We start from the raw sequence: 21862 nt of genomic DNA, 5'->3' as shown, positions 1-21862 counted from the left end.
GGATATAACAGGTAAGGACGTGGTTTGCTGTTGAAGATCTCCGTAATTACGGCCGTATATAACGGCGAGGCTTATTTGGATCAATCGGTCAAGAGCATACTTGCACAGACCTACAAAGATATGGAGTACATTATCGTCAACGACGGATCTACGGACAGGACAGCAAGCATTCTCGACCAAGTGGCGGACCCGCGTGTTCGCATCGTTCATTTAAAGCAGAATCAAGGGGCCGCTAACGCACTTAATGTAGCCGTTCAGCAATCGAAAGGGGATTGGATTGCCGTTCAAGATGCCGACGATCTAAGTCTTCCAAACAGACTGCAGGTGCAGAGTGATTATGTGAAAGCCCGCCCCGAGCTTGTTGCTGCTGGTTCTTTGATCAAAAGCATCTCCGGCCATCAAAATCTGTCTCCCCATCATCTCCGCAATGTTGACGGGTTCTATAATTCTGGCGTAACTCGCGATGAGCTCCGCGATATTCGCTATGAACGATGCCCACTCTGCCACGGCTCCGTCCTGTTCTTGAAGGAAGCGTTTCTACAAGCGGGCGGTTATGACACCTCCTATAAAGTCACCTACGATTACGATCTATGGATGCGATTGTTCGAGATCGGGGAAATCGACAAAATCGAAGCCGTGCTCTATCAATACCGGGTGCACTCCGCCTCGCTTTCTCATTCGAACTGGGGCGTCATGCTGCAAGAGAAGCTCCGGAGTTCGCTCGCAGCGATCCGAAGGCAGTTCGCAGGCAAGACCGCCCCCCGTTTCATTGTCTTCGGCGAATCGAAACACTGCAAAAACTTCCGTAAACGAATCGTCCCTTCCACTGGGATCGAGACCCTGCAATATGTGACGGAACAATTCAATACCAGGCTGTCTGAAGCATGCCTTCTTCACAAGAAAGGATCAATTGACGGGATCATCGTTCTGGAGGGCCCTATGAAGAAAATGCTTAAAGCTTCTCTGCTGCAAGCCGGCCTGAGAATTAACCATCACTTCTTCGTCTTGTAAGAAGTACATTCAATACCCGATCAAATAAAGCCACGGATTCACCGGGCTGTTCCACGGATCGTACGGCAGCAGCTTCCCGGCGTTCAGATCCGGGCGCATATACACGGTTCCGCGGCGATTCAGCATGCCCGCCATATACGAGAACGTGCTGTTCGAGATCGCGAGCAGGTCGCATTGCGACAAGATGTAGAAGTCCGGATAAAACCCGGCCTCCGGCAAGGCCGCAGCCAACCTCCCGGATGTCACCGGGTTGTATTCGCGAAATTCGTCCGCCGCCGCTGGATCGTCGCTGGCCACGAACAGGACCGGACGATCCAGCCCGCTCCATACGGCATCCAGCCACACCCTATACCAGGAAGCCGGAGCGAGATAATGCAGCTTTCCGTAAATCTCATGATCCTGCCGGCTCAAGTAGTCCCCTCTCCGGATGTGCAGGCCCACTACCGTCTTGCCCATCGCACGCAGCTTCCCGACGCCGGAGGCCACCCTTGCTTCGACCGATGGAACGGGCGTGAACAGAGACCGGATATACTCGCGGTAAGGGGCGTAATGACGCGTATGCAGCTGAAAGTATCCCCAAAAGTCCACATCCACGTATAGAGGAGCCGCAGACGTAAGCAGCCGTTCCTTCTGAGGGATCAGCTTCTCGTTCACAACCGGATATGTTCGGCCGACCGGCATATCGCGGACTCCGAACAACGTCTGCCCGATCCACGCCGGCGTCCGCACTTGCAGGCCGTAACGCTTGGCATACAAATTCAGGAAGGCGTACTGAAACAGCTGATTGCCGAAACGGCCGTTCCTCCCCAGCGACGACATCGCGATCTCCCGCCCGCTCCCGCTTCGGCTGGCCCGCCTCTTCATCGCCCGGTGTTCCAGCTGTGAAAAGATAACGTATTGTAGCTTAAAGCGAGCTTCTTCAGCCCCTTCTCCATCGTCCGCTTCAGTTGGGGCCGCGGTATGCTGCGGTTATGCCAATAGCGCAGCTCCACATGCCCCGGGTCCATCGACAAAACGAAATTGCCGTATGTCTCGTAGTCGGCAAACCCGGACGTATGCGTCCGGTCCACGCACATCATAATCGAGCGGTACCACGGCGTCTGCCATCGGTTCTCGATATGTTTTTTGAGCAGCGACACATGGGATTGCTCGAAAAGCATATAGTGCGAGCAAAACGATTTGGACGAAGCCGGATTCAGTCCTACCAGCTTCTCATAGGCCGCAAAATACGGGGGATGGTATTCATCGCAAGTGTGGAAGACGACTCGGCCGCCGCGCTCGAAGCAGTTCGGGCGGATAAACACCGTATCCGAATCGATGACCAGATAACACTCCTGCTCGCACAGCCGGTCGCCGCTCAGCTTGATAAACTGCTGGAGCAGCCAGCCCGACCGGTCGATGCCGTTCACCGTATAATCGATCTCTTCCTTCGTAATCGGCAAGAGCGCCGACTCCTCGACGTACGTGCACCCGTTCCGCTCGCAATACGTCCGAATCTCGGGATCGGACGGCGCGACGATATAGACACGCCCGATCGGATGCCGGATGTTGGCTCTGGCGCCGGACACGACATAGGGCAATACTTCCAAGTCTTTCCTTACCGTCGGTATGACGATATCGATTTTCGTGCCGCTAGAAGCGGTAGGCGAGGGCTGCAAGGCGAAACCTCCTCCATCGTATGCCGGTTGCCCGGATCGATTCAGCATGACGCTGGGTTGTCATAAATTAAAGAAATGTTTGTTTTGCACCAGTCCCTGGAACTGGAAATACGGGGTCATCATCGCTCGCGAGGGATGATTCATTTGAAGGATAGCGTCTGCTTCACCCGACTTGACTGCGTGTACGAACGACTGAACCTTCCCCGCAAGACCGGAATCGTGATAAGCCTGTACGTGTATCGGACAATACGGGGCCACCTCGGTCTTCATAATCCGGCACTGGTACTCTCCGCCGATCACAAGTACCCGGGGCACGCCGCTGACGCGGGCCAGATCCGACTCGCACATTCGGCGGACACAGCAGCGGAGCCTCTCGGTAAACGCGTTTCGCTTGTTGTGATTCGACAGCGAGCTGGCATGAATCCGGTATTCGTACAAAACCCGGTCCACTTTCCCGATCGGGCCTAGCCGGAACAGCTTCAGCCACAAATCGTAGTCATAGGCGATCTTGTAACCGGGATCGTAGCCTCCGGCTTGAATAAACTTCGCCCGGGAGATCCATGCGGTGCCGTGGCAAAACGGACATACCGAATAACGATCGCGACGCAGCGTACTTTCGCCTTGGTTCAGCGCCTGCTCGCGCTCCCGCAGCAAGGCCGGGGAGACGTCGGCGTCGCCGAAGCACGATATTTGCGCACCGGCCACGATCAGCTCCGGACGGGCCCGAACGTATTCGGCCTGCACCTGAAACCGGTCGGGCATACTGCGGTCGTCCGCATCGTGGATGGCGATCCAGTCCCCGGTCGACTGCCAGACGCCGATATTCAGAGACATCGCGGCACCGCAATTGTACGGCAGCAGCACTTTTTTCAGCCTTGGGTCCGAGATGGAGCGGAGGATGTCTCTCGTCCGGTCGACAGAACCGTCATCGACCACGATCAGCTCAAAATCCGTATACGTTTGCGCCAATATGCTGCCGATCGCTTCCTCTACGTAACGTTCGCCGTTGTACACGGCCATCACTACCGATAGCTTCAAGCTCCCGCCTCCTTCGAAATGGCCGATCGCCCCGATGGAGCTCACCTGCTTCTTTACAATTATTAGTATGAAAGAGAAAGAGGAAAAGACAGGGCGAAAAAGCCTCCGCTTTTCGGCGGGAGCCGGGGAGACTTTGTTTGTTCGTCCGAATGGGACGGAACGGCGGTAAAGGATCGTTATTATTCAAACTGCCCCTTCTACGAATCGGTATCGGTTCTTTATAATAAGGGGAATCTGATAGAGGAAAGGAGAGACGATCGCGATGCCTCCAGAACGTCCCTGCACCATCCTGGTGACAGGCATTATGGCCAGCGGGAAATCGACTGTCGCCCAATTGCTCGCCGAACGGCTCGACAACTCCGTCCATATCCGTGGAGATTTATTCCGGAGAATGATCGTAAATAACCGCAAGGAAATAACTCCGGACTCCGGGCAGGACGAGATGGAGCAGTTGCGGCTGAGATACCGCCTGGCGGCCCAGACCGCGGACACTTACCGGGAAGCCGGATTCAACGCCGTTGTACAGGATGTCGTGGTCGGCCGCGTGCTTGACGATTTTATTTCCTATGTCCGCCACCGCCCGCTCTATGTGGTCGTGCTGTGTCCGAACCCGGCTGCCGTCGCCTCAAGAGAAGCCGCCCGTTCCAAAAAAGGATACGGCGAATGGACGGTGGAAGCGCTGGACGCCGTGCTGCGCGACGAAACGCCACGGATCGGCATGTGGCTCGACTCGTCCGATCTGACGGCGGAGGAGACAGCCGCATGTATCGAAAAGCGCATTTGGCAGGAAGGGTTCATTTCAGACCGTTAAAGGTTCGCAGGGTAAAGGAATAAAGCGCTTCAGAGGAAGCGGAAGGACCGCAGCTCTGCAGCGCTTTATTGGTAACCGTTGCACGTATCGATTCACAGCTCCGCGTTCGTCTATCGCCCATCAAGCGGAAAGCTTCGTCTCCGCCGGACGAATGAATTTGGCGATTACGCCGTGCTTGGGCGAACAGAGGAAGCTGAAGGCAAACAGAAGGCCCGTCGAGAACGCCATCGATCCGGAGATCGACGTATCCAGCCAAGTCGCGATATAATAGCCAGTTATGGCCGAGATGACGCCGAACAACCCGCTGAGAATCAGCATAACCGACAACCGGTCGGTCCACAGGTACGCCGCCGCCGCAGGCGTAATCAGCATGGCGACCACCATGATCGCGCCTACCGCATCGAATGCGGCAACGGTCGTCACCGAGACGAGCGACATGAACACGTAGTGCATCAGCACGGCCGGTATTCCCAGACTTGCGGCGAGCGCGGGATCGAAGGACGTAATTTTCCACTCTTTATAAAACGCAAGTATCGCCACCAGCACGACAATCAATACAAGCGATAAGATGAACACCGCTTCCGGAATTTCCCCAATCAGCGGCAGCTCGATCTTCTCCCACGGAATAAACGTAATCTCGCCCATCAACGTATGCTTGACGTCAAGATGCGCGTTCCCGACCTTCGTGGCGATCAAGACGACGCCGATCGCGAACAAGGTCGTGAATACGACGCCGATCGAAGCCTCCTGCTGGACGCCGCGCGCATGGAACCATTGCACGAGCACGGAAGTCAGCAGTCCGGCCGCAATCGCCCCGATCAGCATATGGATGCCGCTCAGTTCCCGGGTGACCAGGAAAGCCGTAACGATGCCAAGCAAGACCGTATGGCTGATCGCATCCGCCATCATCGCCATCCGGCGCAGGATGAGCAGGACGCCGATAAATCCGCAGGACAGTCCGACCAGCGATGCGGTTAATAGAATCCAGCCTGCGTAGCTCATTTGGTCACCCCCCCGTCCAATACTGTCTGACCCGCCATCGGTTGCAGCAAACGTTTCTTCTGCGCGCGCTGCTGCAAGTACGTCACGATCAGTCCCTTGCGCAGTCCGAACGCCAACGAAAAGACGAACAGGGTCGAAGCGGCTATGACGATGAACGGACCTGTCGGCCAGCCCTTGCCTGCCGCGCTGATCAGCGTGCCCGTCATCCCGGCTCCTCCGCCGAACAGACCGGAGAGGACCACCATCCATTTAAAGGAATTCGTCCAATACCTGGCGCTAACGGCCGGTATAATGAGCAGCGCCGCCATGAGGATGACGCCTACCGCCTGAATGCCGATGACAATGACCAGCACCAGTACCGCCATATAGATGCTGTTCATCAAGCGGCTGGACAAGCCGAGCCCTTTGGCAAAGGCGGCATCGAACAGAAATAGCTTCCACTCCTTGTAGCCGATCACGGCGACGAGCATAACGAGCAGCGCCAGCACCGACATCGTCACTACGTCCTTGCTGACCATCGATGCCGCCTGGCCGAAAATAAAGCTGTCCAGTCCGCTCTGGCTGCCCCCCGCCGTCCGGTTGACGAACGTCAGCAGCATAATGCCGAGTCCGAAAAACACGGATAAGATAATGCCCATCGCCGCATCCTCCTTCACGCGCGAGGATGAGCGTATCCAATGAATCAATAGGGCGCCGAGCAAGGCGCTGACCGCGGCTCCGGCGATCATGACCGACAAATTTTTGGAGCCCATAATGGCGAAGCCGACAATCACTCCGGGCAGCGCCGCGTGTGACAGCGCATCGCTCATCAGGCTTTGCCGCTTCCAATAGGAGAAGCAGCCGATGATCCCGGCTGCCGTGCCCAATATTAATGTACTTAATAACACCCACTGCGCATTGTGCGACAACATCGTGATCATCCGAACTTCTCCCCCATCCATCGAAGCGTGCCGCCGTAGGTGCGGTAAATGTTTTCTTTGGTAAAGGTATCCTGCGTCGCGCCGTGGGCGACGACGGTCCGGTTCAGCAGCAGCACGTGATCGAAGTAGTCTTCCACCGTCTGCAGGTCGTGATGGACGACCATAACGGTTCTTCCCTTGCTCTTCAGCCTCTTCAGCGTATCCATGATGGCGCGTTCCGTCGCCGCGTCGACGCCGGCCAGCGGCTCGTCGAGGAAGTACAGCTCCGCGTCCTGCACGAGCGCGCGGGCGAGAAACACCCGCTGCTGTTGCCCGCCGGACAACTGGCTGATCTGCCGTCCGGCATAAGCTTCCATCCCCATCTCGGCCAGCGCATTCATCGCCAGCTCCCTGTGCGTGCGTCTCGGCCATTTCAGCCAGCCGATCTGCCCGTACAGTCCCATCATGACGACATCCAGCGCATTGGTCGGGAAATCCCAGTCCACCGAACCGCGCTGCGGAACGTAGCCGATCCGGGACTTCGCTTTGTTATAGGTCGTTCCGAAAAAGGAGACCGATCCGGAAAGTCTGGGGTGCAGCTCCAGCATCACCTTGAGCAGCGTCGACTTCCCCGCTCCGTTAGGGCCTACGATACTGGTCATCGTCCCCGGCAGCACTTGAAACCGCACCTGGTCGAGCACCTGATTTTTGCGATACGAGGCAGACAAGCCGTTTACGTTCAGTACCGGAGTCATTTCACTCACCCTTTCCGCTTAACGCTTTATAGATCGTATCGACATTGTGACGGTACATGCCGATATACGTGCCTTCCTTCGTCCCCGCATCGCCCATGGCGTCGGAGAACAGCTCTCCACCCAGCTTCACGTCAAGCCCTTGCTTCTTGGCGCCTTCGATTACAGCCTTAATGGATGCAGGGTTGATGCTGCTTTCCACGAATACGGCAGGAACTTTGTGCTTGACCAAAATTTTGATCGTATCCTCGATGTCGGTCAGGCCGATTTCCGCTTCCGTGCTCAAGCCTTGCAGGCCGACGACCTGGATGTCCTGCATGCGGCCGAAGTAGCCGAACGCGTCATGCGCCGTTACGAGCACCCGTTTTTCTTTCGGGATTTGCGTCAGTTTCTCCTTGGCTTCCTTCTTCAGATCGTCCAGCTGCTGGAAATACTTCGTTTTGTTCGCTTCGAAATAATCGGCGTTTTCCTTCGATGCCTTCTTCAGCTCTTCGGTCGCGGCTCCGAGCGCCTGCTTCCACAGATCGATGTCGAACCAGATGTGCGGGTCGGTTGCGCCTGCCTCGTCCTTCAGCAGCTTCTCCTTCGGGAGCGTCTCGCCGATCGCGAGCACCGGCTTTTTCTTGCCGATCTCGGCGAACACTTTCACCATATTCGCTTCCAGATGCAAACCGCTGTAGAAAATGATGTCGCCGCTCTCCAGCTTCTTGATATCTCCTTGCGTGGCTGTGTACAGATGCGGGTCGACTCCGGGACCCATCAAGCTCTGGACGTTGACCTTGTCGCCACCGATAACGGAGATCGGCTCGGCGATCTGGGCGATCGTCGTAATGACGTTAAGTTTGCCTCCGGCGGTTGATCCGCCCGGCTGGCCTGCCGTATTTTTCGAATCGGATGCGCACGCCGTTACGACCACAGATAAAGCCACCAGCAATCCGATCCCCCATAATTTCGATGTCTTCAGCATAGTTCTCACCACTTTCTTGTTCCTCCTTTATTTGCCGTCAGGCATGAATATGTAACTTGTACCCCGACAAATATTTTTCCCTAGGGCAAAATTTATTGTTATATACAAATTAATTGTCCACGAGCAATTTGTCAATACTTTTTGCGAACATTCCGATAAGCCAAAAAGTGAAAATTGCTTGGAACGACGGGAACTTCCGCATTTGCCTAAGGGAAACATAGTTTACCCTCCCAAAAATTATTTTTCCGCGCTTTATCGCACAGCGGTTCCGCTGCCGGAGGGACGAGACACGGTTGAGGCACCAGAAGGTGTGAATCGGGGAAATGCAACCCGGCGGCGGCTCACGCGCCCGTTATTCCGATCGGGCAAGACTGCGACCCGGACGCCCCATATGCCGCTTCACGGTGACGGTGACGACGACGACCGATTTTCTGCGCACGGTTAAAAAAGTTGGCACAGGGAAACACTAAGGCCATCATATGCTGCTGCGGAGGATCGGATGATATACTTGTACAGCGCCGGGCTCTTATTCACCGGATTAACCGTCATTAACGCGATCTTCTCTTATCAGAGCAAACAGATCGATCCTCACTTCTGGAGTACGTTCAAGTTCCAGACGCTGATGCTCCCCTTGTTTCTACTCGCCAACCTGTGCATCGGGTACGGGGTCCGGTTCGGGTACAAAGCGACTCACCAGCTCGGTTATGTGCTTGTGGCGGCAAAGTGTATCGAGATTCTGATTTCCTTGCTGATGGGGTATTGGTTCTTCAAGGAGACGACCAGTTGGAAAACATGGGCCGGTCTTGGTCTGATCGCGGCGGGCGTCGTTCTGGTCAAGCAGAAGTAGATGTGGGGCCGGGTCGGGAGGATTGAGGATTGAAGACTGGGGAATGAAGACTGACCGCCGCGTGCACGGAATTTCAGCATACAAGGCAAGGGCCACGGTTGCTTGCGGCAACTGCGGCTCCGACTGCGGATGTACAGTTTCCTAAACGGCAAAAAGCCCAAGCCCCCTTCCGGTGCTTGGACTTTTGTGAATAACAGCCGAACCGCCAGCCGCCCGCAAAACACGCAGCCGCCCTAACGCGTTCGTTTCTAATCGATATGCTCTTGCGGGGGCTCTTGCAGCAGGACGCCCTCATACTTTCCGGCTTTCAAACCGGGAGATTCGCCACTCCGGCCGCTCCGTGACCGCCCCCGCTGCCGCCCAACCGGTCCAGCAGCTGCTCCAGCCGCGCAGCCACCCCTTCCTCGGTCTCCAGCCCCGACCAGTACAGCTTCGCTTCCGCATACACCGCATCCAGCTCCTTGATCGACATATTCAAGGCGCCGAACGTCCGGAACGCCGGAATAATATCGCGATACATATGGAAGCGCGACGGCCGGTACATCGACTCCTTGCCCGTCCATTCCGCCGCCGGCTTGAGACTCGGGATGCTTAACGTTTTCTGCCGGATCATCAGCTGCGCTTCGTACGAGACCAGGAAATCGACGAACAGCTTGGCGCTGTCCTTCACTTTGGAGGAGGCGTTCACCGCCAGCCCGATCGTCATCAGCAGCGTCTTCGGGTCGTTCAGATACGGCAGCGGCGCCACGTCGTACTCCAGCCCTTCCGGCCGCTCGTGATGATTCAAGCTTAGATAAGTCGTCATAATCATCGATACTTTGCCCCGGAAAAACAAATCCTCCGCATCGGCATCCCTCTCCGACAGAAACAACGGAAACCCCTTCTGCATGTGAATCAGCTTGCGGCAAGCCCTCAAGCTGTCGAGCAGCTGCGTGCCGCCGATGGAGAACCGGTTCCGCTCGTCGCGGTCGAAGCGAATGCCGCTCTGCAGCAGAAATACCGGCCACCGGTTGCTCGACGGGAAGTGAAAATAAAAGCCCAGTCTCTCGTTCTCCACCGCCAGCTTCGACGCCTGCTCGAACAACACGTCCCAGCGCCAGCCGCTGTCCGGCTCCAGCACGCCTTTCTCGCGGAAATGATCCTTGTTGTAGCACAGGATGAGCGGCGTAAACAGAAACGGCTGCCCCTTGAGCTGCCCGTCGTTCGTCGTCATGACGTCGGTCAGAAACGGATAAATATTCGGATTCGGCTCCAGCGTCTCCAAATAGTCAAGACCGCCGTTGCGCTTGAAGTCGTCATACCCGTTGTAGTTCATCGTGAACACGTCGACCGCTTCTTCTTCGATCAGCTGCTTGACCGTACGGAACGTATTGATCGCCCCGCTATAGGTGACGAATTCTACGCGAATGCCGGGATGACGCTTGTGGAATTCGGCAACCAGCGTCTTCATTGCGGCTTCCTTAGGCAGCGAAGTGTGGCAGGCAAACTTCAGCACCACCGTCTCGCTCCGGGCGTACCGCGCCACCTTGTTGCCCACCCGCGGTATTTTCTCGATCAGCCGTTCGGCGACCAGCACTTCCAGCCCTTGACGCACCGACTTGTTGCTGAGCCGGTGCTGCTTGGCATACGCTTTTTCCGATGGAAGGAAATCTCCTTCCCGCAATACTCCTTGTACAATATCGCTGCGAATCTCGTCGACCAGTTTTTCCAGTCGGGCGTGAAACGTTTTACGGCTCGGTTTCTCGTTCATGTTAATCCCGCCATCACTGTTCGTTAGTTTTCTTATCTCTTCAATATAACATAAGGATACGCCGGCCGTTAACGAAGAAATGGGAATGAAAAACGCTTGACCGCCCGTTCCCGCGCCGGCACACAGGTGCAGGCGCGCATAAACGGACGAATCAAGCGGCAATCTAAAAAAGAATCCGGAAAAGAATCCGGAAAAGAATCCGGTCAGCGCCGGTAACGGTACACGTCTCCGTTCTCCAGAACGACCCATGGTTTCGGCTGCGCCTCTCCCGCCCGAATGGCCGCGACGGGATGCTGGAACCGGGTCTTCTTGGCGATCTCGCCCTGATCGGACAACTGAACCAACAAACCGCGGTCCACAGCCGCCCAATACTCGGTTACGCCGCCGCGGCTCCAGCCGTCCACATGCCGCACCCGGTCTTCCAGCGCCTTGCGGAACCGGACCGTGCCGTCGGGATTCAGCGCATACAACTGGAAGCCGTCCGAGCCGGCCAAAATCTCGGGCACTCCGTCCCCGTTGAAATCGCCATGCCGGATCGCGTTCACTTCCCCGCCGACGTTCCGCTGCCACAGCTCCTGCAGCTTCCCGTTATACCCGGCCAGGCGCACCTCGTTCTGTTTCGTCCCCATCAAGAAAGCGGGCAACCCTCCGCTGCCGCCCTGCTCCAGCACGTCCGCCACCTTCCAGCCCGGACCGCCGCCGCTGCCGCCGCGGGTAACGACGCGTTCGTTCCAGTAAGCGTAATACGCATATTCCAGCGCGTAGACGCCCTCCTCCTTGCCGTCGCCGTCAAAGTCGGCAAACGCCATATCTTCGATTCCGTAATAATACAACAACTCTTCGTATTGAAGCGTTCCGTTCGAATCCAGCCCGTAAATGTACCGGTACTGCGTGCCGACCATCACCCAAGGCGGTTGATCGGCTCCGTTCACATGCGCGACCCGGACGTTCGTGACGCCGAGCAGATTCCCCTTGCGCTCGCGCTGTGCGGCTCCGCTCGGGAATACGTAACTCCACAGCTCCTGGCCCTGCGCATTAAGCGCATGCACGTGCCAGTTCTCCGTAGCGACGAATACGACCGGCTGCCCGTTCAACTGCTGGATCGTCACTTCATTGACGCGCCCGGCGGCCGCGAAGCTCCACATCACCTGGCCGGCATCGTTGATCGCCTGCACCGCGCCTTGAATGCCTCCAAGCACCAGCTCCTCCTTGCCGTCTCCGTTCAGTTCGCCCCATGCGCTGTCCGTCACTTGCTCGGGGAACCGGTGTACCCGCTGCCAGTCGGCCAGCCCTTCCGGATGATCCGGCCGCGGCTTCTTCCACTCGCACGGATGTTCCCGGTCCTTCACCGTCCGCTCCAGCTGCTGCAGCATCTGCCTCGACCAGACCGCCGTACCGGAATCAAGCGCTTCCTCCCGGACCGGTTCGCCCTGGGCATCATAGACGACCCGGTCTTTGCGCAGCGAATGCGTCGTCCACTCTCCGCTGGCGGTATCCATCGAGAACATAACGGGCTGTGCGAACGCCAGCGTCTGCGAGCCGATCCGGATCTGGGTCGCCTCGGCCGCCAGCAGCTTTCCTTCGCCGATCAGATGGAACTTCCCGTCCGAAGCGAAATCGCTGCTCGTCAGCGCCGACTGGACGGCCAGCCATTGCTCGCCCTGCTGACGGATTTCCAGCGTCGTTTCGTTCAGCCGCCGCGTCTGAAGCGCGGGACCGCTTTTACGGCTGGACAGTACATTGATAAAGCCGGTCTTCTCACCCGCCTCATAACCGCGCTCCTCGAACACTTCGCTGAGCACCGTTTCCTGATCGGCATACGGATACGGGTAATCGGACTTCCAATATTTGCGGAAGTGGCCGTACCGGTCCTGCGTGCGCAGATCCGAGGCGTCCAGACTGTGGATCGACATCGTCACGCCCTGCTGCTCCGCTTCGAAGCGGTCGCCGCCACGAATATTCGGCGTCCCCAGCGTCTGCCACAGATTTTTCAGAACATAGTCGCCGGCTTCGTTCACCGTGACATCGTCGTAGATCACGTAAAAGCTGCCGTTCGGACTTACAACCGAGCGCTGCCAGTCCGTTCCGTTGTAATTCGGCACGACGCTGCGGCTAAGTCCGATGCCGTCAATGTCCGCCGACCACTGCAGCTCGGCAAGCGGCGGCTTCTTCCGCTGCTCCCCGTCCTTCGTGATGACAAGCCCGGTATGATGCTCCGGCGTATTCTCGATATAATCCCGGTCGGTCAGGAACAGCCTGCCGTTCGCCGTATAATTGAGAATCGCGTTGCCGTCCTGATGGCCGTGCGCTCCGGCCGAGAAGCCGTCCAGAATCAGATAGCTGTCATCCAGCCCGAACCCTTCGCGGAACGTCAGCTTATGGAACGTATCCTCCAGCGCCACGTCAAGCGGCGCCTGCTCCTTCTCCCTCAAGTCGTCATAGATGCCCGGCTCGATGGAGGATGCCTGCACCCTCGGGTATGTTCCTTCCGGCGGACCGGCCGACTCATCCGGCTTCACCGCCATATACCGGTGGATCGGATAATCCAGATCACCCATCCGCTGATCCGGGAACGGTCCGCTTCTCGCCCGCTCCAGCAGGAACCGGTAAAGCGGATCGCCGTACAGCCACGTGGCGGCGTTCATCACTTGAGAGTGCCCCCACGAGAACCCGCTGCTGCTGTAGCCGAACGGATACGTGTCCCCGCCGCCGGCCATCACGCCCAAATTATCGATCATCAGCGCGTTCAGATCGGCGCTCGGACGCAGGCTCCGCTGCATGAAATCCAGATTGCCCGTCGCCATCGCGTAATCGATATTCGTCATCGGCACGTGCATCAGGTAATCCGAACCTTCGTCCAGGCTGATGTACGACGTATTTCCCGTAAAAATACGTTCACCCAGCTGCCTCCATCCCGAAGCTTCGGCCAAGCTGTAATAACGGAGGAAATAATCGCTTCCCGCGATCAGCGACAAGGCCGGGAAAATCTGATGGTTCCAGCGCGGTCCGCTGGCTGCGGCCCCCGTCAAGTAGCCGTCTCTCGCATTGGCCTCGAACGTCAAGTACAGGGCGGAGACGATCTGCTTGCGCTCAAGCGGCGTGAACAGCGGCGATGCCTCCATGACGGTCCAGTTCTGAATGAACGTATCGCCGTCCGTCCACATGTTCGATCTTTCGTTCAGTTGCGCCTTCGCCTCCGCCGGATGCCGGTTCAGGAAAGACGCATACCCTTTGAGCAGCTTGCGGTACACTTCGCCGAAGCCCGGATTGCCGGTCAATTGGTAGTTTTCGCCGTAGATTTTGATCGCCGACAGCACGGAATGCAATGCTTTGGCATCCGTCTCGTTATTCGCCGTCGGCTTCAGCTTCGACAGGCGCGTCCCCGCAGCGGCCAGCGCCGACTGAATATCGGCGGGGCTTGGGTCGCCGTCATATTGCAGATAGGAAGCCGCCTGATCGGACAGCTTCGCTTCCACCAGCCAAGGGAGCTCCGCGGTCGTCTGCTGACCGATAATCTCCAGCAGCCGGTCGACGCCAAGCGCCGCTCCCGCCGTATCTCCCGCTCCGACGATAATCGTATTGCCGCCGAGACCGAACGGGTCGATCGCCGTCAGCAGCTGATATCCGTCGTCCCCGGGATAAACGGCGTCGGCATACGACGCGCGCATCCCGTACAGCCGGGCAAGCAGGTCGTTATTGCCGAGCGAGCCGAGCAGCAGCGTATTGCCGGACCAGCCGTCGCGGAACCGGTCGCGGTCCGGCGCCGCCATAACGGCTTGAATGCCCCATCTCGTCTGGAGCGCCGTGGCAATCCGCTCACCAAGCGCCTGCCACTCCTGACCGGCCGGCACGACGATCTTCAGCCCGTTCAGGTCCGTCGTCCGCTGCAGAGGGCGCAGCGGCAAATCTTTGTACGGCGGCACATCGTTCGGATCGAGCACGTTCACGTCCAGCATCGCCTGCGCACCTCCGTATACAGCGGCTATCACGGTCGCCCCCGGCGATACGCCGGTCACGATACCGCCGCTTGCCGTCGCAATTCCGGGATTTGCAGACGTATAGTTCACAGTCCCACCATCCATTACGCGTACATCTCCATTCGTATAACTGCCCAGCATATGCACCTTCTTCGTCTGCCCCGCCACCACCTGCACGGACTCCGGATCGGCGCGGAGACCGCTCAGGCTGCCGGGATCGGCAAGCGCGGCATCGCGAATCCGGACGTTATCCACATAAAACGTGCCGAGACCGGTCGAGATCGTCGCAAACCGGAACACATTCACCATCGATGCCGAAGTATCCCGAAAGCCGGTATCCTGACGGAACATCAGCAAGCCGTCTTCGCTTAATACCGTGATCGTCTTCTTGCCTGCCGCAGCGTCAAAGTCGACCCGGAACCGGTACCATTTCCCCGGTTCGTACGTTTCGCTCGAATTCGTCCGGACAGCCCCGTCATAATATTCGATCGTCCGGTTCGCCAGCAGCCCGATCCACTCGACCGGCTTCGTCCCTTGCGGGCCCGTGCTTTCCAGCAGCATGACCAGCCGGTCGGCGGTGTCCGCCTTCACCCACCACTCGACGCTGCCGCGTTCGATCGGATCGAACGACACCCGCGCTCCCATCGCCTTCGTCTTGTCGTTATCGGCGATCTTCATCGCCTTGGCGCCGCTGACCGCATACACCTGATCGGTCACCGTCACCTCCGGCCCGGCATTCGTCCAGCCGTGCTGTCCGTTCAAGGGGCCTACTGCGAAATTCTCAAAATCGTAAAACCGTTCGCCTGCCGCTTCTCCCCGGACCTCCGCCGGACCGAGTCCGATCCCGGCGCCGAAGCCGCCGAATACGACGGCGACCGCAAGCAGAATGCTTAGTGCCGCCTTTGCCGTCCGCAAACGTACGCCGCGCTGTCCTGTGCTTCCCATCCTTTTCCCCTCCGATCACTTGGAAAGCCGCTTCTCCCCTTCGCGGGAGCGAAGCCTCTTAAGCGGTCCACGCCTGGATCAGCACGGCCGCATCCGCGCTTAAACGTTCCGATGCCGCCGCCGATATGAGCCCCTGCTGCAAAACAGCCGGGTCCTGAATATGGCTGACGAAGTCCTGCATGTAGGCAGCCGCCTGGCCTGCCGCTCCCTGACCGGACAAGATGCCGATGATAGTCAGCCGGTACTTGAGCTCGGCGGCGAACGTGCCGTTAATGCCGCCCGCAGCCTGATGGGATTCGACTGCCGCCTGCATCGAGTCCAGGCTTACTTCCTCCTCTTCCTGCGGCAGCGTATACTTCCACAGATTCGCATCGTTCGCCATATACAAATTGCCCAGATGGTCCTGCGTCAAATAATTGCCCGCGCCGGTTTTGATCCGGAAAAACTCCATCGTGTCCGGCTTGATCATAAACAGCGTCTTTTGCCGGTTCGTCCCGTACACATTGCCGTCCTTGCCGACCTCCAGGAATGCGTCGACCCATACCGTGCCGGTGCCGTACCGTCCGAGTCTCGCCGCTTTGTAGACGATTTGCCGCGTGTCCGGATCGAACTTGAAGATCGTATCCTCCGCCACGCCCCAGATCAGGCCGTCCGGGCCGTCCAGCAAGCCGCTCACGACTTTACGGCCGGGGACCGGCACGATCTCGAATACTTTGCTGTTCGTCGCCGTATCGAATACGAACAGCTTGCCTTCCGTCTCCGACGGCCCACTCGTGCCAAGACCGCCGTAAATCGTCGTTCCGCCGTAGATGAGGCCGTCTTTGTGCGCCAAGGAAACGACCCCCTGGTCGTGCACGATATCCTTGTGCACCTGCACTTGCCGGGTCGGCACGTCATAAACCGTCAGCGCCCCGCTCAGCGAACCGTAATCGGGAACGGAGCCGACATACAGCTTGGAGAGCGAGTCGACGCCGACCATCGCGAACGGACGGTCCTGGCCGTGGCTGACCAGCTCGGCTACCCTTCGCGGATTCGTGGACGTCCACGGTGCGGTCGGATCATATTCGTGCACCCTCGCATTCCCGTACGTGCCGATATACAGCTTGTTGTTGACGCTCGCCACCGATTCGACCTGGCCGAACTGCTGCACGTCCGTGAACGTGCCGTCCGCCGGACGATAGGATGTAAAGCCGGTAGCCCCCAAGTAACCGCCGATGTATATATTGCCGTCATAGCCGGTATGCAAACTTTGAATCAGAATCGGGGAGCCGTAATTGTCGACTTGTAGAGTAGACAGATTGCCGGTTTGCTTGTTGTTGAAAAAGATCTGGCCTTTCTCGCTAAAACCGACAAACGTATACCCCGGCCGCTGCGGATCGTTCAGCTGCAGAAATTTGCCGTCGAAGAAGTTGAACGCTCTCGCGTTCGGGTCCGCAAACTCTACAGCAAACGTTTTGGTCACCACGTTATACGAGCGCAATACGTAGCCACCGAAATAAATATTCTGATCGTCGCCCGGCATAACCGCCAGCGTCCTCGATCCCATGCCGAGACCGTTCGGGTCGTAATATTCTACCGTCTCCGTGGCGACATCCACGATCAGCAGGTGATCCGGCTTGTTCAGCCTGACGAACAGCTTGCCGAGCGCATAACCCATATTGGAAGCAAAATCGTAGTTTGTGTAAGCGGCGGGAAGGAGGGTCTGCAAAATTTCTTCGTGAGTCCCGGTGGCCAGATCGATCTTGACGATCCCCGCCGTCACCCCTCCGACGCCTGCATACACGACGTTGCGGTCGCCGTCGTAAGCGATGGAGCGGACGTATTTCTCCGTCGGATGTACCCGGCCGAGATCGCTTACCTGATTCGTCGCCGGGTCGTACTCGAACACGTGGGCATTCGGATACGTGCCGGCATAGATTTTACCGTTCGCCCCGGCCACCAGCGCCCAGATGTGCGTCTCCGCGCCCAGCCGTCCCAGATCGACGATACTGTCGCTGCCCGGGGTGTATTGATACAGATGGCCGTCATAATGAGTGCCCGCATAGATTTTACCGTCGCTTGCCGCCTTGACGCCCCACGCTCCGGTGACGCCGGGCATCGGGATCGTTTTGATCACATCGGCAGTGAGCAGGTCGACTACGGCAAATACCGTGCTGTCATTGGCGCCCTTCACCACCGTATACGCGACATCCTTGCCCTGCTCCCGTCCGATCGCGGCGTCCTGATTAATGAAATTCATAATCGGCTGTCCCAACAGCTCGAACGTACCGATCGGATTGACCTCGACCTTCACGTCGTCGATATGACCCGCCCCCTGTCCTGTCGTCGAAGAATACAGCAGCACCGAAGCCGTCACCGCATCCGCCGGAGCAATGCCGGACACGCCGCCTTTCACCCATTCCCCGTCCGCCAAATCTACACCGGCCGAAGTGTTCGCCACCCGGGTCCCGGCTTCATTAAAAAACTGCAAATAGATGGACAGCGCCCCGCGCTCCACCTGAAACATAGCCGACGCCGAATAAGCGGTCCCCGGGACGATCGCGAACTTGTCGCTCTCCACCCCAAGCGCCGCCGTAGGAGACAAGTCATCCAGATGAAGACTGAAGCTCCCGCTATACTTGGACGTACTCGTAATCCCATACGTAGCCGCAGCCACGCCGTTGCCGTACGTTTGCCTCCAGCCCGGAATCACGCCTCCGGGAGCCTGCTGCTCGAACCCCGCGTTCACAATCGCTATCGCCGGAGAGCTGGCCAGGCCGGCCTTGCCCGGCACCATAACCGAGATGAGGCACAGCAGCATGGCCAGACAGCAGATGAGGCCGTTTTTAGCCCCGTTTCGAACGTACATAAGCGAATCCCCACTTTCCTGATTAAGTTCCGGGATGCGATTCGTCGATGTCGTCATGGTGTTGGCAGCTTTCACATGCGGACAAGCTTAGCCGGCACCCGTCAGCCCCGTTGGTCGAAAAGCCTCACGCGTCATCCTTTTCGTTCAGGACTGGACGGCACCTCAGACAAACTTGTTGGTAACGGGCATCACCCCTTTCCGTTAATAAAAGGCCGCCGCTTTCCCCTGCGGTAGACGGCGGTCTCCCTCTTCTGTTACGCCAGCGTGCTCATCTGCTCTTCGCGGACCTCGCCTTCGAGCGGCGTGCCGGCCAGCAGCCGCTTCAATTCGTTGATCGCAAATTGGCCGACCCGCTTCACCCCGTTATTAACCGCTCCCGCAATATGCGGCGTCAAGATGCAATTCGGCAAGCTCCGCAGCGGATGATCCGGTGCAGGCGGCTCCGGGTCGGTGACGTCGAGGCAGGCGAACAGCCGCCCCTTGCGGAGCTCCTCGACCAGCGCTTCCTCGTCCACGATGGAGCCCCGGGCCGTATTGATCAGGATCGCGTCGTCCTTCATGACGGCCAGCCGCTCGCGGTTGATCATCTTATACGTCGCCGGAAGGGACGGGGCGTGAATGGAGACGATGTCGCTTGCGGCCAGCACGACTTCCAGCTCCGCCTTCTGCGCTCCCATAGCCGCCGCTTGCTCGGCCGTCATCACCGGATCGTAGATCATGATATGGACGTCGAAATTGCGCAGCAGACGGATATAGTGGCCGCCCGCTTTGCCGCCGCCGATGACGCCGATCGTCACCTGGTACAGCTCGCGCACTTTATCTCTGCCCGAGCCCCAGCCGCCTTGGCGGGTCGACTGCGACAGCCACCACATATGCTTGAGCGAAGCGATCGTGAAGCCAAGCGCCGTCTCGGCTACGCCCATGCCAAGCGGCCCGTTGGCGCTCGACACCCGGATGCCCCGCCGCCAAACTTCCGGGGTAACGATCCCTTTCACCGTACCTGCGGCGTGGAGCACTCCTTTTAATCCCGGGGCCCTTTCCAAAATGTCTCCAGTCAGCGCAGGGCACCCCCACGAGGTAATCGCGATGTCGGCTCCTTCGATAACCGCCTTCATGGCATCCGGCTGCATCGGCCCTTCCTGCTCGATCCGGGCGACCTCCCCGAGCGCGTTCAGCTGCTCCCAGTGTTTCTCGCCAAAAATCCGTTGCTGTATTCGAGGTTCTGCCAGTACGGCTATTCGAACTCCCATCTTCTCTCCATCTCCATCCCTGTAAGTTGTGTCCGGCGTACCCGGTCCACTAAGCTTATGCCCGTTCGTTCCTTTATTTGTTCTTCTGCTTGTCGAGCTCCGCCTTCAGCTTCTCTTCGAGCTGGCGGATCGCCGTGTTCAGGTCGACCTTGCCTTGAGCGACCTCGATGAATGTCGTGCCGACGAGGTTTTGCTGCGTCGCGCCGGGAACGTCCAGCAGATCAGCCTTACGCTTCTGCGTATAAGGTGTCGGCGGGTAATGGTTAACGGCCTTCATGTTTTTCTTGCTGTATACCGGATGTCCGGTGCCGAGCGCACCTTCGATCTCCTTGCTGTTCAGCGTAGTCGTGATGCCCCGCTTGGAATCGGCCAGCTGAATCTCGTCCGAGAGCATCGCCATAATCACCTCGAACGCTTCTTCCTTATGCTTGCTCGTCTTGGAGAGACCCAGATAGGCCGGTCCCCGCTGCGGCGCCAGCTTCGGCGCTCCTTCCATGATCGGGTACGTCACCATGTCCCAGTTCACCGACTCGGGGATCGTCAAGTAGACACTGTGTTGATTCGGCATGAGTGCGACTTTTCCTTTGGAGAAGGCGGCATTTTCATTCGTATTCGTCGCCTCGATCTTGTTGTTCGGAATTTCATAAAACCGCTTCAGATTTGTGAACAGCAGCTTCCACTTCTCCGGGTCGGCGAGCTGATCCCGTGTCGGATCGAGAATCGGCAGCGAGAACGGATTGTCGCGCAGCGTATTGACCGGATTGGAGCTGAAGCCCCGGTACTCCACGCCTCCGTCCACACGCGTCATCTTCTTGGCGATGTCATAGATCTCATCCCAGGTCATGCCGTCCTTCGGATAAGCGACGCCGAATTTATCGAACAAATCTTTGTTGTAATACAGCACCTGCGGGAAATAAGGCGGCATCGGCAGCCCGTACACCGCTTCCGAACGTCCGGCGTCGATCACTTCGTCCATAAATACTTTTACGAATCGCTGCGTATCGTACTTGTTCGTCTTGATCAGCTCGGACAAGTCGTAGCCGATCCCGAGATCGAGGTAACTCGTGCGGATACTGGGCACGTCGAACCGGATAATATCCGGGATGTCCCCCGCCGCCACCAGCTCCGGCATCGTTGTTCCTTTCCCGTTGACGATATACTCGACCGTAATGTGCGGGAACTTCTGAGCGAACATCGCCTTGAACCGCTCGTTGAATTCCGCCGCCGACACGCCGCCGCCCCATATTTTCAACGTATACGGTTCCTTCGGCTTCGGCGCCGCCGGTGCCGGATCGCCTCCTTCCTTCGTACCCTGAGCTCCACAGGCGGACACCAGAACGGACATCAGAGCAGCTATAGCGATATACCCCTTCTTTTTAACCATAGCAACCACCCTCCCCTAAACATCTTGTTTGTTGTGTCTCAATACGGCGAAAACAGTTTCTTTCGCTTCGACCCCTTACGGACAAACATCCCCCTTATCGTTCTGTAGTCCCGCCGGTCATCGTGTATTGAATCGGGTTGTGGTGTCTTTCTAGTTCCAATGTTTCTAACGTTTATTTTAGAAAGCGCTTTATTTATTGTCAACTGGTTCCTTACTTATAGCCTTATATAAAGACATTGGTTTGGAATGGGTTGCAAACAAACCCTTATAAAATAAGGGTTTGTTTTGGTTTATCTGCAAGTTTCCGACCTTCTTCAAAAATGTCCGGTCTATAATTGTGGTTTTCTTTTGTTTGTTTAAAAGGAACCAGTACGATGTGATCTATGTAAGAATTGGCAGGCATTTTTTAGGCACGGATTTACTAGGTGCGTATTGGAATTATGTTGGTTTATGCTTTGGATTTACGTTTTGGATTTGCATTTTGGGTTTACGTTTTGGGTTTATGTTCTGAGTTTACGCTTTGGGTTTAGGCTTTGGATTTAGGCTTAGGCTTTGGGTTTAGGCTTTGGGCTTTGGGCTTTGGGCTTTGGGTTTAGGCTTTGGGTTTAGGCTTTGGGTTTAGGCTTTGGGTTTAGGCTTTGGGTTTAGGCTTTGGGTTTAGGCTTTGGGTTTAGGCTTTGGGTTTAGGCTTTGGGTTTAGGCTTTGGGTTTAGGCTTTGGGTT

Annotated in this window: 15 protein-coding genes; 3 read left to right on the top strand and 12 right to left on the bottom strand. The window is 57.4% G+C overall.

All coding sequences use genetic code 11. From position 1 onward, the window contains the following. Positions 1-24: 24 nt before the first annotated feature. A complete protein-coding gene (locus AC3Y2E_RS20545; RefSeq protein ID WP_379213628.1) occupies positions 25-1011 on the top strand; it encodes a glycosyltransferase family 2 protein in 987 nt (328 codons plus the stop codon). A gap of 9 nt (positions 1012-1020) precedes the next feature. Here AC3Y2E_RS20545 and AC3Y2E_RS20540 read toward each other — a convergent pair whose 3' ends face one another. The 3 genes from AC3Y2E_RS20540 to AC3Y2E_RS20530 are packed head-to-tail and all read right to left on the bottom strand — an operon-like array spanning position 1021 to position 3707. After that, on the bottom strand, positions 1021-1875 hold the full coding sequence (locus AC3Y2E_RS20540) for an alpha-1,2-fucosyltransferase (RefSeq protein ID WP_379213626.1): 855 nt from the start codon (positions 1873-1875) through the stop codon (positions 1021-1023). After that, positions 1872-2669 carry a DUF6492 family protein gene (locus AC3Y2E_RS20535; RefSeq protein WP_379213624.1) on the bottom strand — a complete coding sequence of 266 codons (798 nt, stop codon included), beginning with the start codon at positions 2667-2669 and terminating at the stop codon, positions 1872-1874. The genes AC3Y2E_RS20540 and AC3Y2E_RS20535 overlap by 4 nt, the downstream gene beginning before the upstream one ends. A 60-nt stretch (positions 2670-2729) precedes the next feature. After that, the gene (locus AC3Y2E_RS20530; protein ID WP_379213622.1) at positions 2730-3707 is read right to left on the bottom strand and encodes a glycosyltransferase family 2 protein; all 978 of its coding nucleotides are present in this window, start codon (positions 3705-3707) and stop codon (positions 2730-2732) included. Positions 3708-3969: 262 nt separating this feature from the next. Here AC3Y2E_RS20530 and AC3Y2E_RS20525 point away from each other — a divergent pair, with 262 nt between their 5' ends. Beyond that, positions 3970-4518: an AAA family ATPase gene (locus tag AC3Y2E_RS20525; protein WP_379213620.1), complete on the top strand. Its 549-nt coding sequence runs from the start codon at positions 3970-3972 to the stop codon at positions 4516-4518. Between the two features lie 120 nt (positions 4519-4638). On the opposite strand, the gene AC3Y2E_RS20520 is transcribed toward AC3Y2E_RS20525, so the two are convergent. From AC3Y2E_RS20520 to AC3Y2E_RS20505, 4 genes are read right to left on the bottom strand one after another with little or no spacing between them, the layout of a single operon-like run. After that, positions 4639-5520 carry a metal ABC transporter permease gene (locus tag AC3Y2E_RS20520; protein WP_379213618.1) on the bottom strand — a complete coding sequence of 294 codons (882 nt, stop codon included), beginning with the start codon at positions 5518-5520 and terminating at the stop codon, positions 4639-4641. Then, positions 5517-6440 carry a metal ABC transporter permease gene (locus AC3Y2E_RS20515; protein ID WP_190927524.1) on the bottom strand — a complete coding sequence of 308 codons (924 nt, stop codon included), beginning with the start codon at positions 6438-6440 and terminating at the stop codon, positions 5517-5519. The genes AC3Y2E_RS20520 and AC3Y2E_RS20515 overlap by 4 nt, the downstream gene beginning before the upstream one ends. Beyond that, entirely contained in the window at positions 6437-7174 is a 738-nt protein-coding gene (locus tag AC3Y2E_RS20510) for a metal ABC transporter ATP-binding protein (RefSeq protein WP_332073317.1), read from the bottom strand. The genes AC3Y2E_RS20515 and AC3Y2E_RS20510 overlap by 4 nt, the downstream gene beginning before the upstream one ends. Before the next feature lies 1 nt (position 7175). Beyond that, positions 7176-8138 carry a metal ABC transporter solute-binding protein, Zn/Mn family gene (locus AC3Y2E_RS20505; RefSeq protein ID WP_379213694.1) on the bottom strand — a complete coding sequence of 321 codons (963 nt, stop codon included), beginning with the start codon at positions 8136-8138 and terminating at the stop codon, positions 7176-7178. A gap of 499 nt (positions 8139-8637) precedes the next feature. On the opposite strand from AC3Y2E_RS20505, the gene AC3Y2E_RS20500 reads away from it, so the two are divergent. Next, a complete protein-coding gene (locus AC3Y2E_RS20500; RefSeq protein ID WP_379213615.1) occupies positions 8638-8985 on the top strand; it encodes a hypothetical protein in 348 nt (115 codons plus the stop codon). Between the two features lie 307 nt (positions 8986-9292). Here AC3Y2E_RS20500 and AC3Y2E_RS20495 read toward each other — a convergent pair whose 3' ends face one another. The 5 genes from AC3Y2E_RS20495 to AC3Y2E_RS20475 form a co-directional block, all read right to left on the bottom strand. Further along, a complete protein-coding gene (locus AC3Y2E_RS20495) occupies positions 9293-10735 on the bottom strand; it encodes an extracellular solute-binding protein (protein WP_379213612.1) in 1443 nt (480 codons plus the stop codon). A 203-nt stretch (positions 10736-10938) separates the two neighbouring features. Then, a complete protein-coding gene (locus AC3Y2E_RS20490) occupies positions 10939-15657 on the bottom strand; it encodes a hypothetical protein (RefSeq protein WP_379213610.1) in 4719 nt (1572 codons plus the stop codon). 58 nt (positions 15658-15715) lie between these two features. Then, the gene (locus AC3Y2E_RS20485) at positions 15716-18505 is read right to left on the bottom strand and encodes an FIMAH domain-containing protein (protein ID WP_379213608.1); all 2790 of its coding nucleotides are present in this window, start codon (positions 18503-18505) and stop codon (positions 15716-15718) included. A gap of 254 nt (positions 18506-18759) precedes the next feature. Next, the gene (locus AC3Y2E_RS20480; RefSeq protein ID WP_379213606.1) at positions 18760-19755 is read right to left on the bottom strand and encodes a hydroxyacid dehydrogenase; all 996 of its coding nucleotides are present in this window, start codon (positions 19753-19755) and stop codon (positions 18760-18762) included. A gap of 73 nt (positions 19756-19828) precedes the next feature. Continuing rightward, positions 19829-21139, bottom strand: a complete 1311-nt coding sequence (locus tag AC3Y2E_RS20475; RefSeq protein WP_379213604.1) for an ABC transporter substrate-binding protein — start codon at positions 21137-21139, stop codon at positions 19829-19831. Positions 21140-21862 lie beyond the last annotated feature (723 nt).

It is taken from the genome of Paenibacillus sp. MAH-35 (assembly GCF_058135425.1).
This window is presented reverse-complemented; position numbering and strand designations above follow the sequence as displayed.

Coding starts and splice junctions, on each gene's coding strand:
- AC3Y2E_RS20540 (WP_379213626.1), bottom strand. CDS start 1,875: ATGAAGAGGCGGGCCAGCCGAAGCGGGAGCGGGCGGGAGATCGCGATG.
- AC3Y2E_RS20525 (WP_379213620.1), top strand. CDS start 3,970: ATGCCTCCAGAACGTCCCTGCACCATCCTGGTGACAGGCATTATGGCC.
- AC3Y2E_RS20520 (WP_379213618.1), bottom strand. CDS start 5,520: ATGAGCTACGCAGGCTGGATTCTATTAACCGCATCGCTGGTCGGACTG.
- AC3Y2E_RS20515 (WP_190927524.1), bottom strand. CDS start 6,440: ATGATCACGATGTTGTCGCACAATGCGCAGTGGGTGTTATTAAGTACA.
- AC3Y2E_RS20510 (WP_332073317.1), bottom strand. CDS start 7,174: ATGACTCCGGTACTGAACGTAAACGGCTTGTCTGCCTCGTATCGCAAA.
- AC3Y2E_RS20505 (WP_379213694.1), bottom strand. CDS start 8,138: ATGCTGAAGACATCGAAATTATGGGGGATCGGATTGCTGGTGGCTTTA.
- AC3Y2E_RS20500 (WP_379213615.1), top strand. CDS start 8,638: ATGATATACTTGTACAGCGCCGGGCTCTTATTCACCGGATTAACCGTC.
- AC3Y2E_RS20495 (WP_379213612.1), bottom strand. CDS start 10,735: ATGAACGAGAAACCGAGCCGTAAAACGTTTCACGCCCGACTGGAAAAA.
- AC3Y2E_RS20490 (WP_379213610.1), bottom strand. CDS start 15,657: ATGGGAAGCACAGGACAGCGCGGCGTACGTTTGCGGACGGCAAAGGCG.
- AC3Y2E_RS20485 (WP_379213608.1), bottom strand. CDS start 18,505: ATGTACGTTCGAAACGGGGCTAAAAACGGCCTCATCTGCTGTCTGGCC.
- AC3Y2E_RS20480 (WP_379213606.1), bottom strand. CDS start 19,755: ATGGGAGTTCGAATAGCCGTACTGGCAGAACCTCGAATACAGCAACGG.
- AC3Y2E_RS20475 (WP_379213604.1), bottom strand. CDS start 21,139: ATGGTTAAAAAGAAGGGGTATATCGCTATAGCTGCTCTGATGTCCGTT.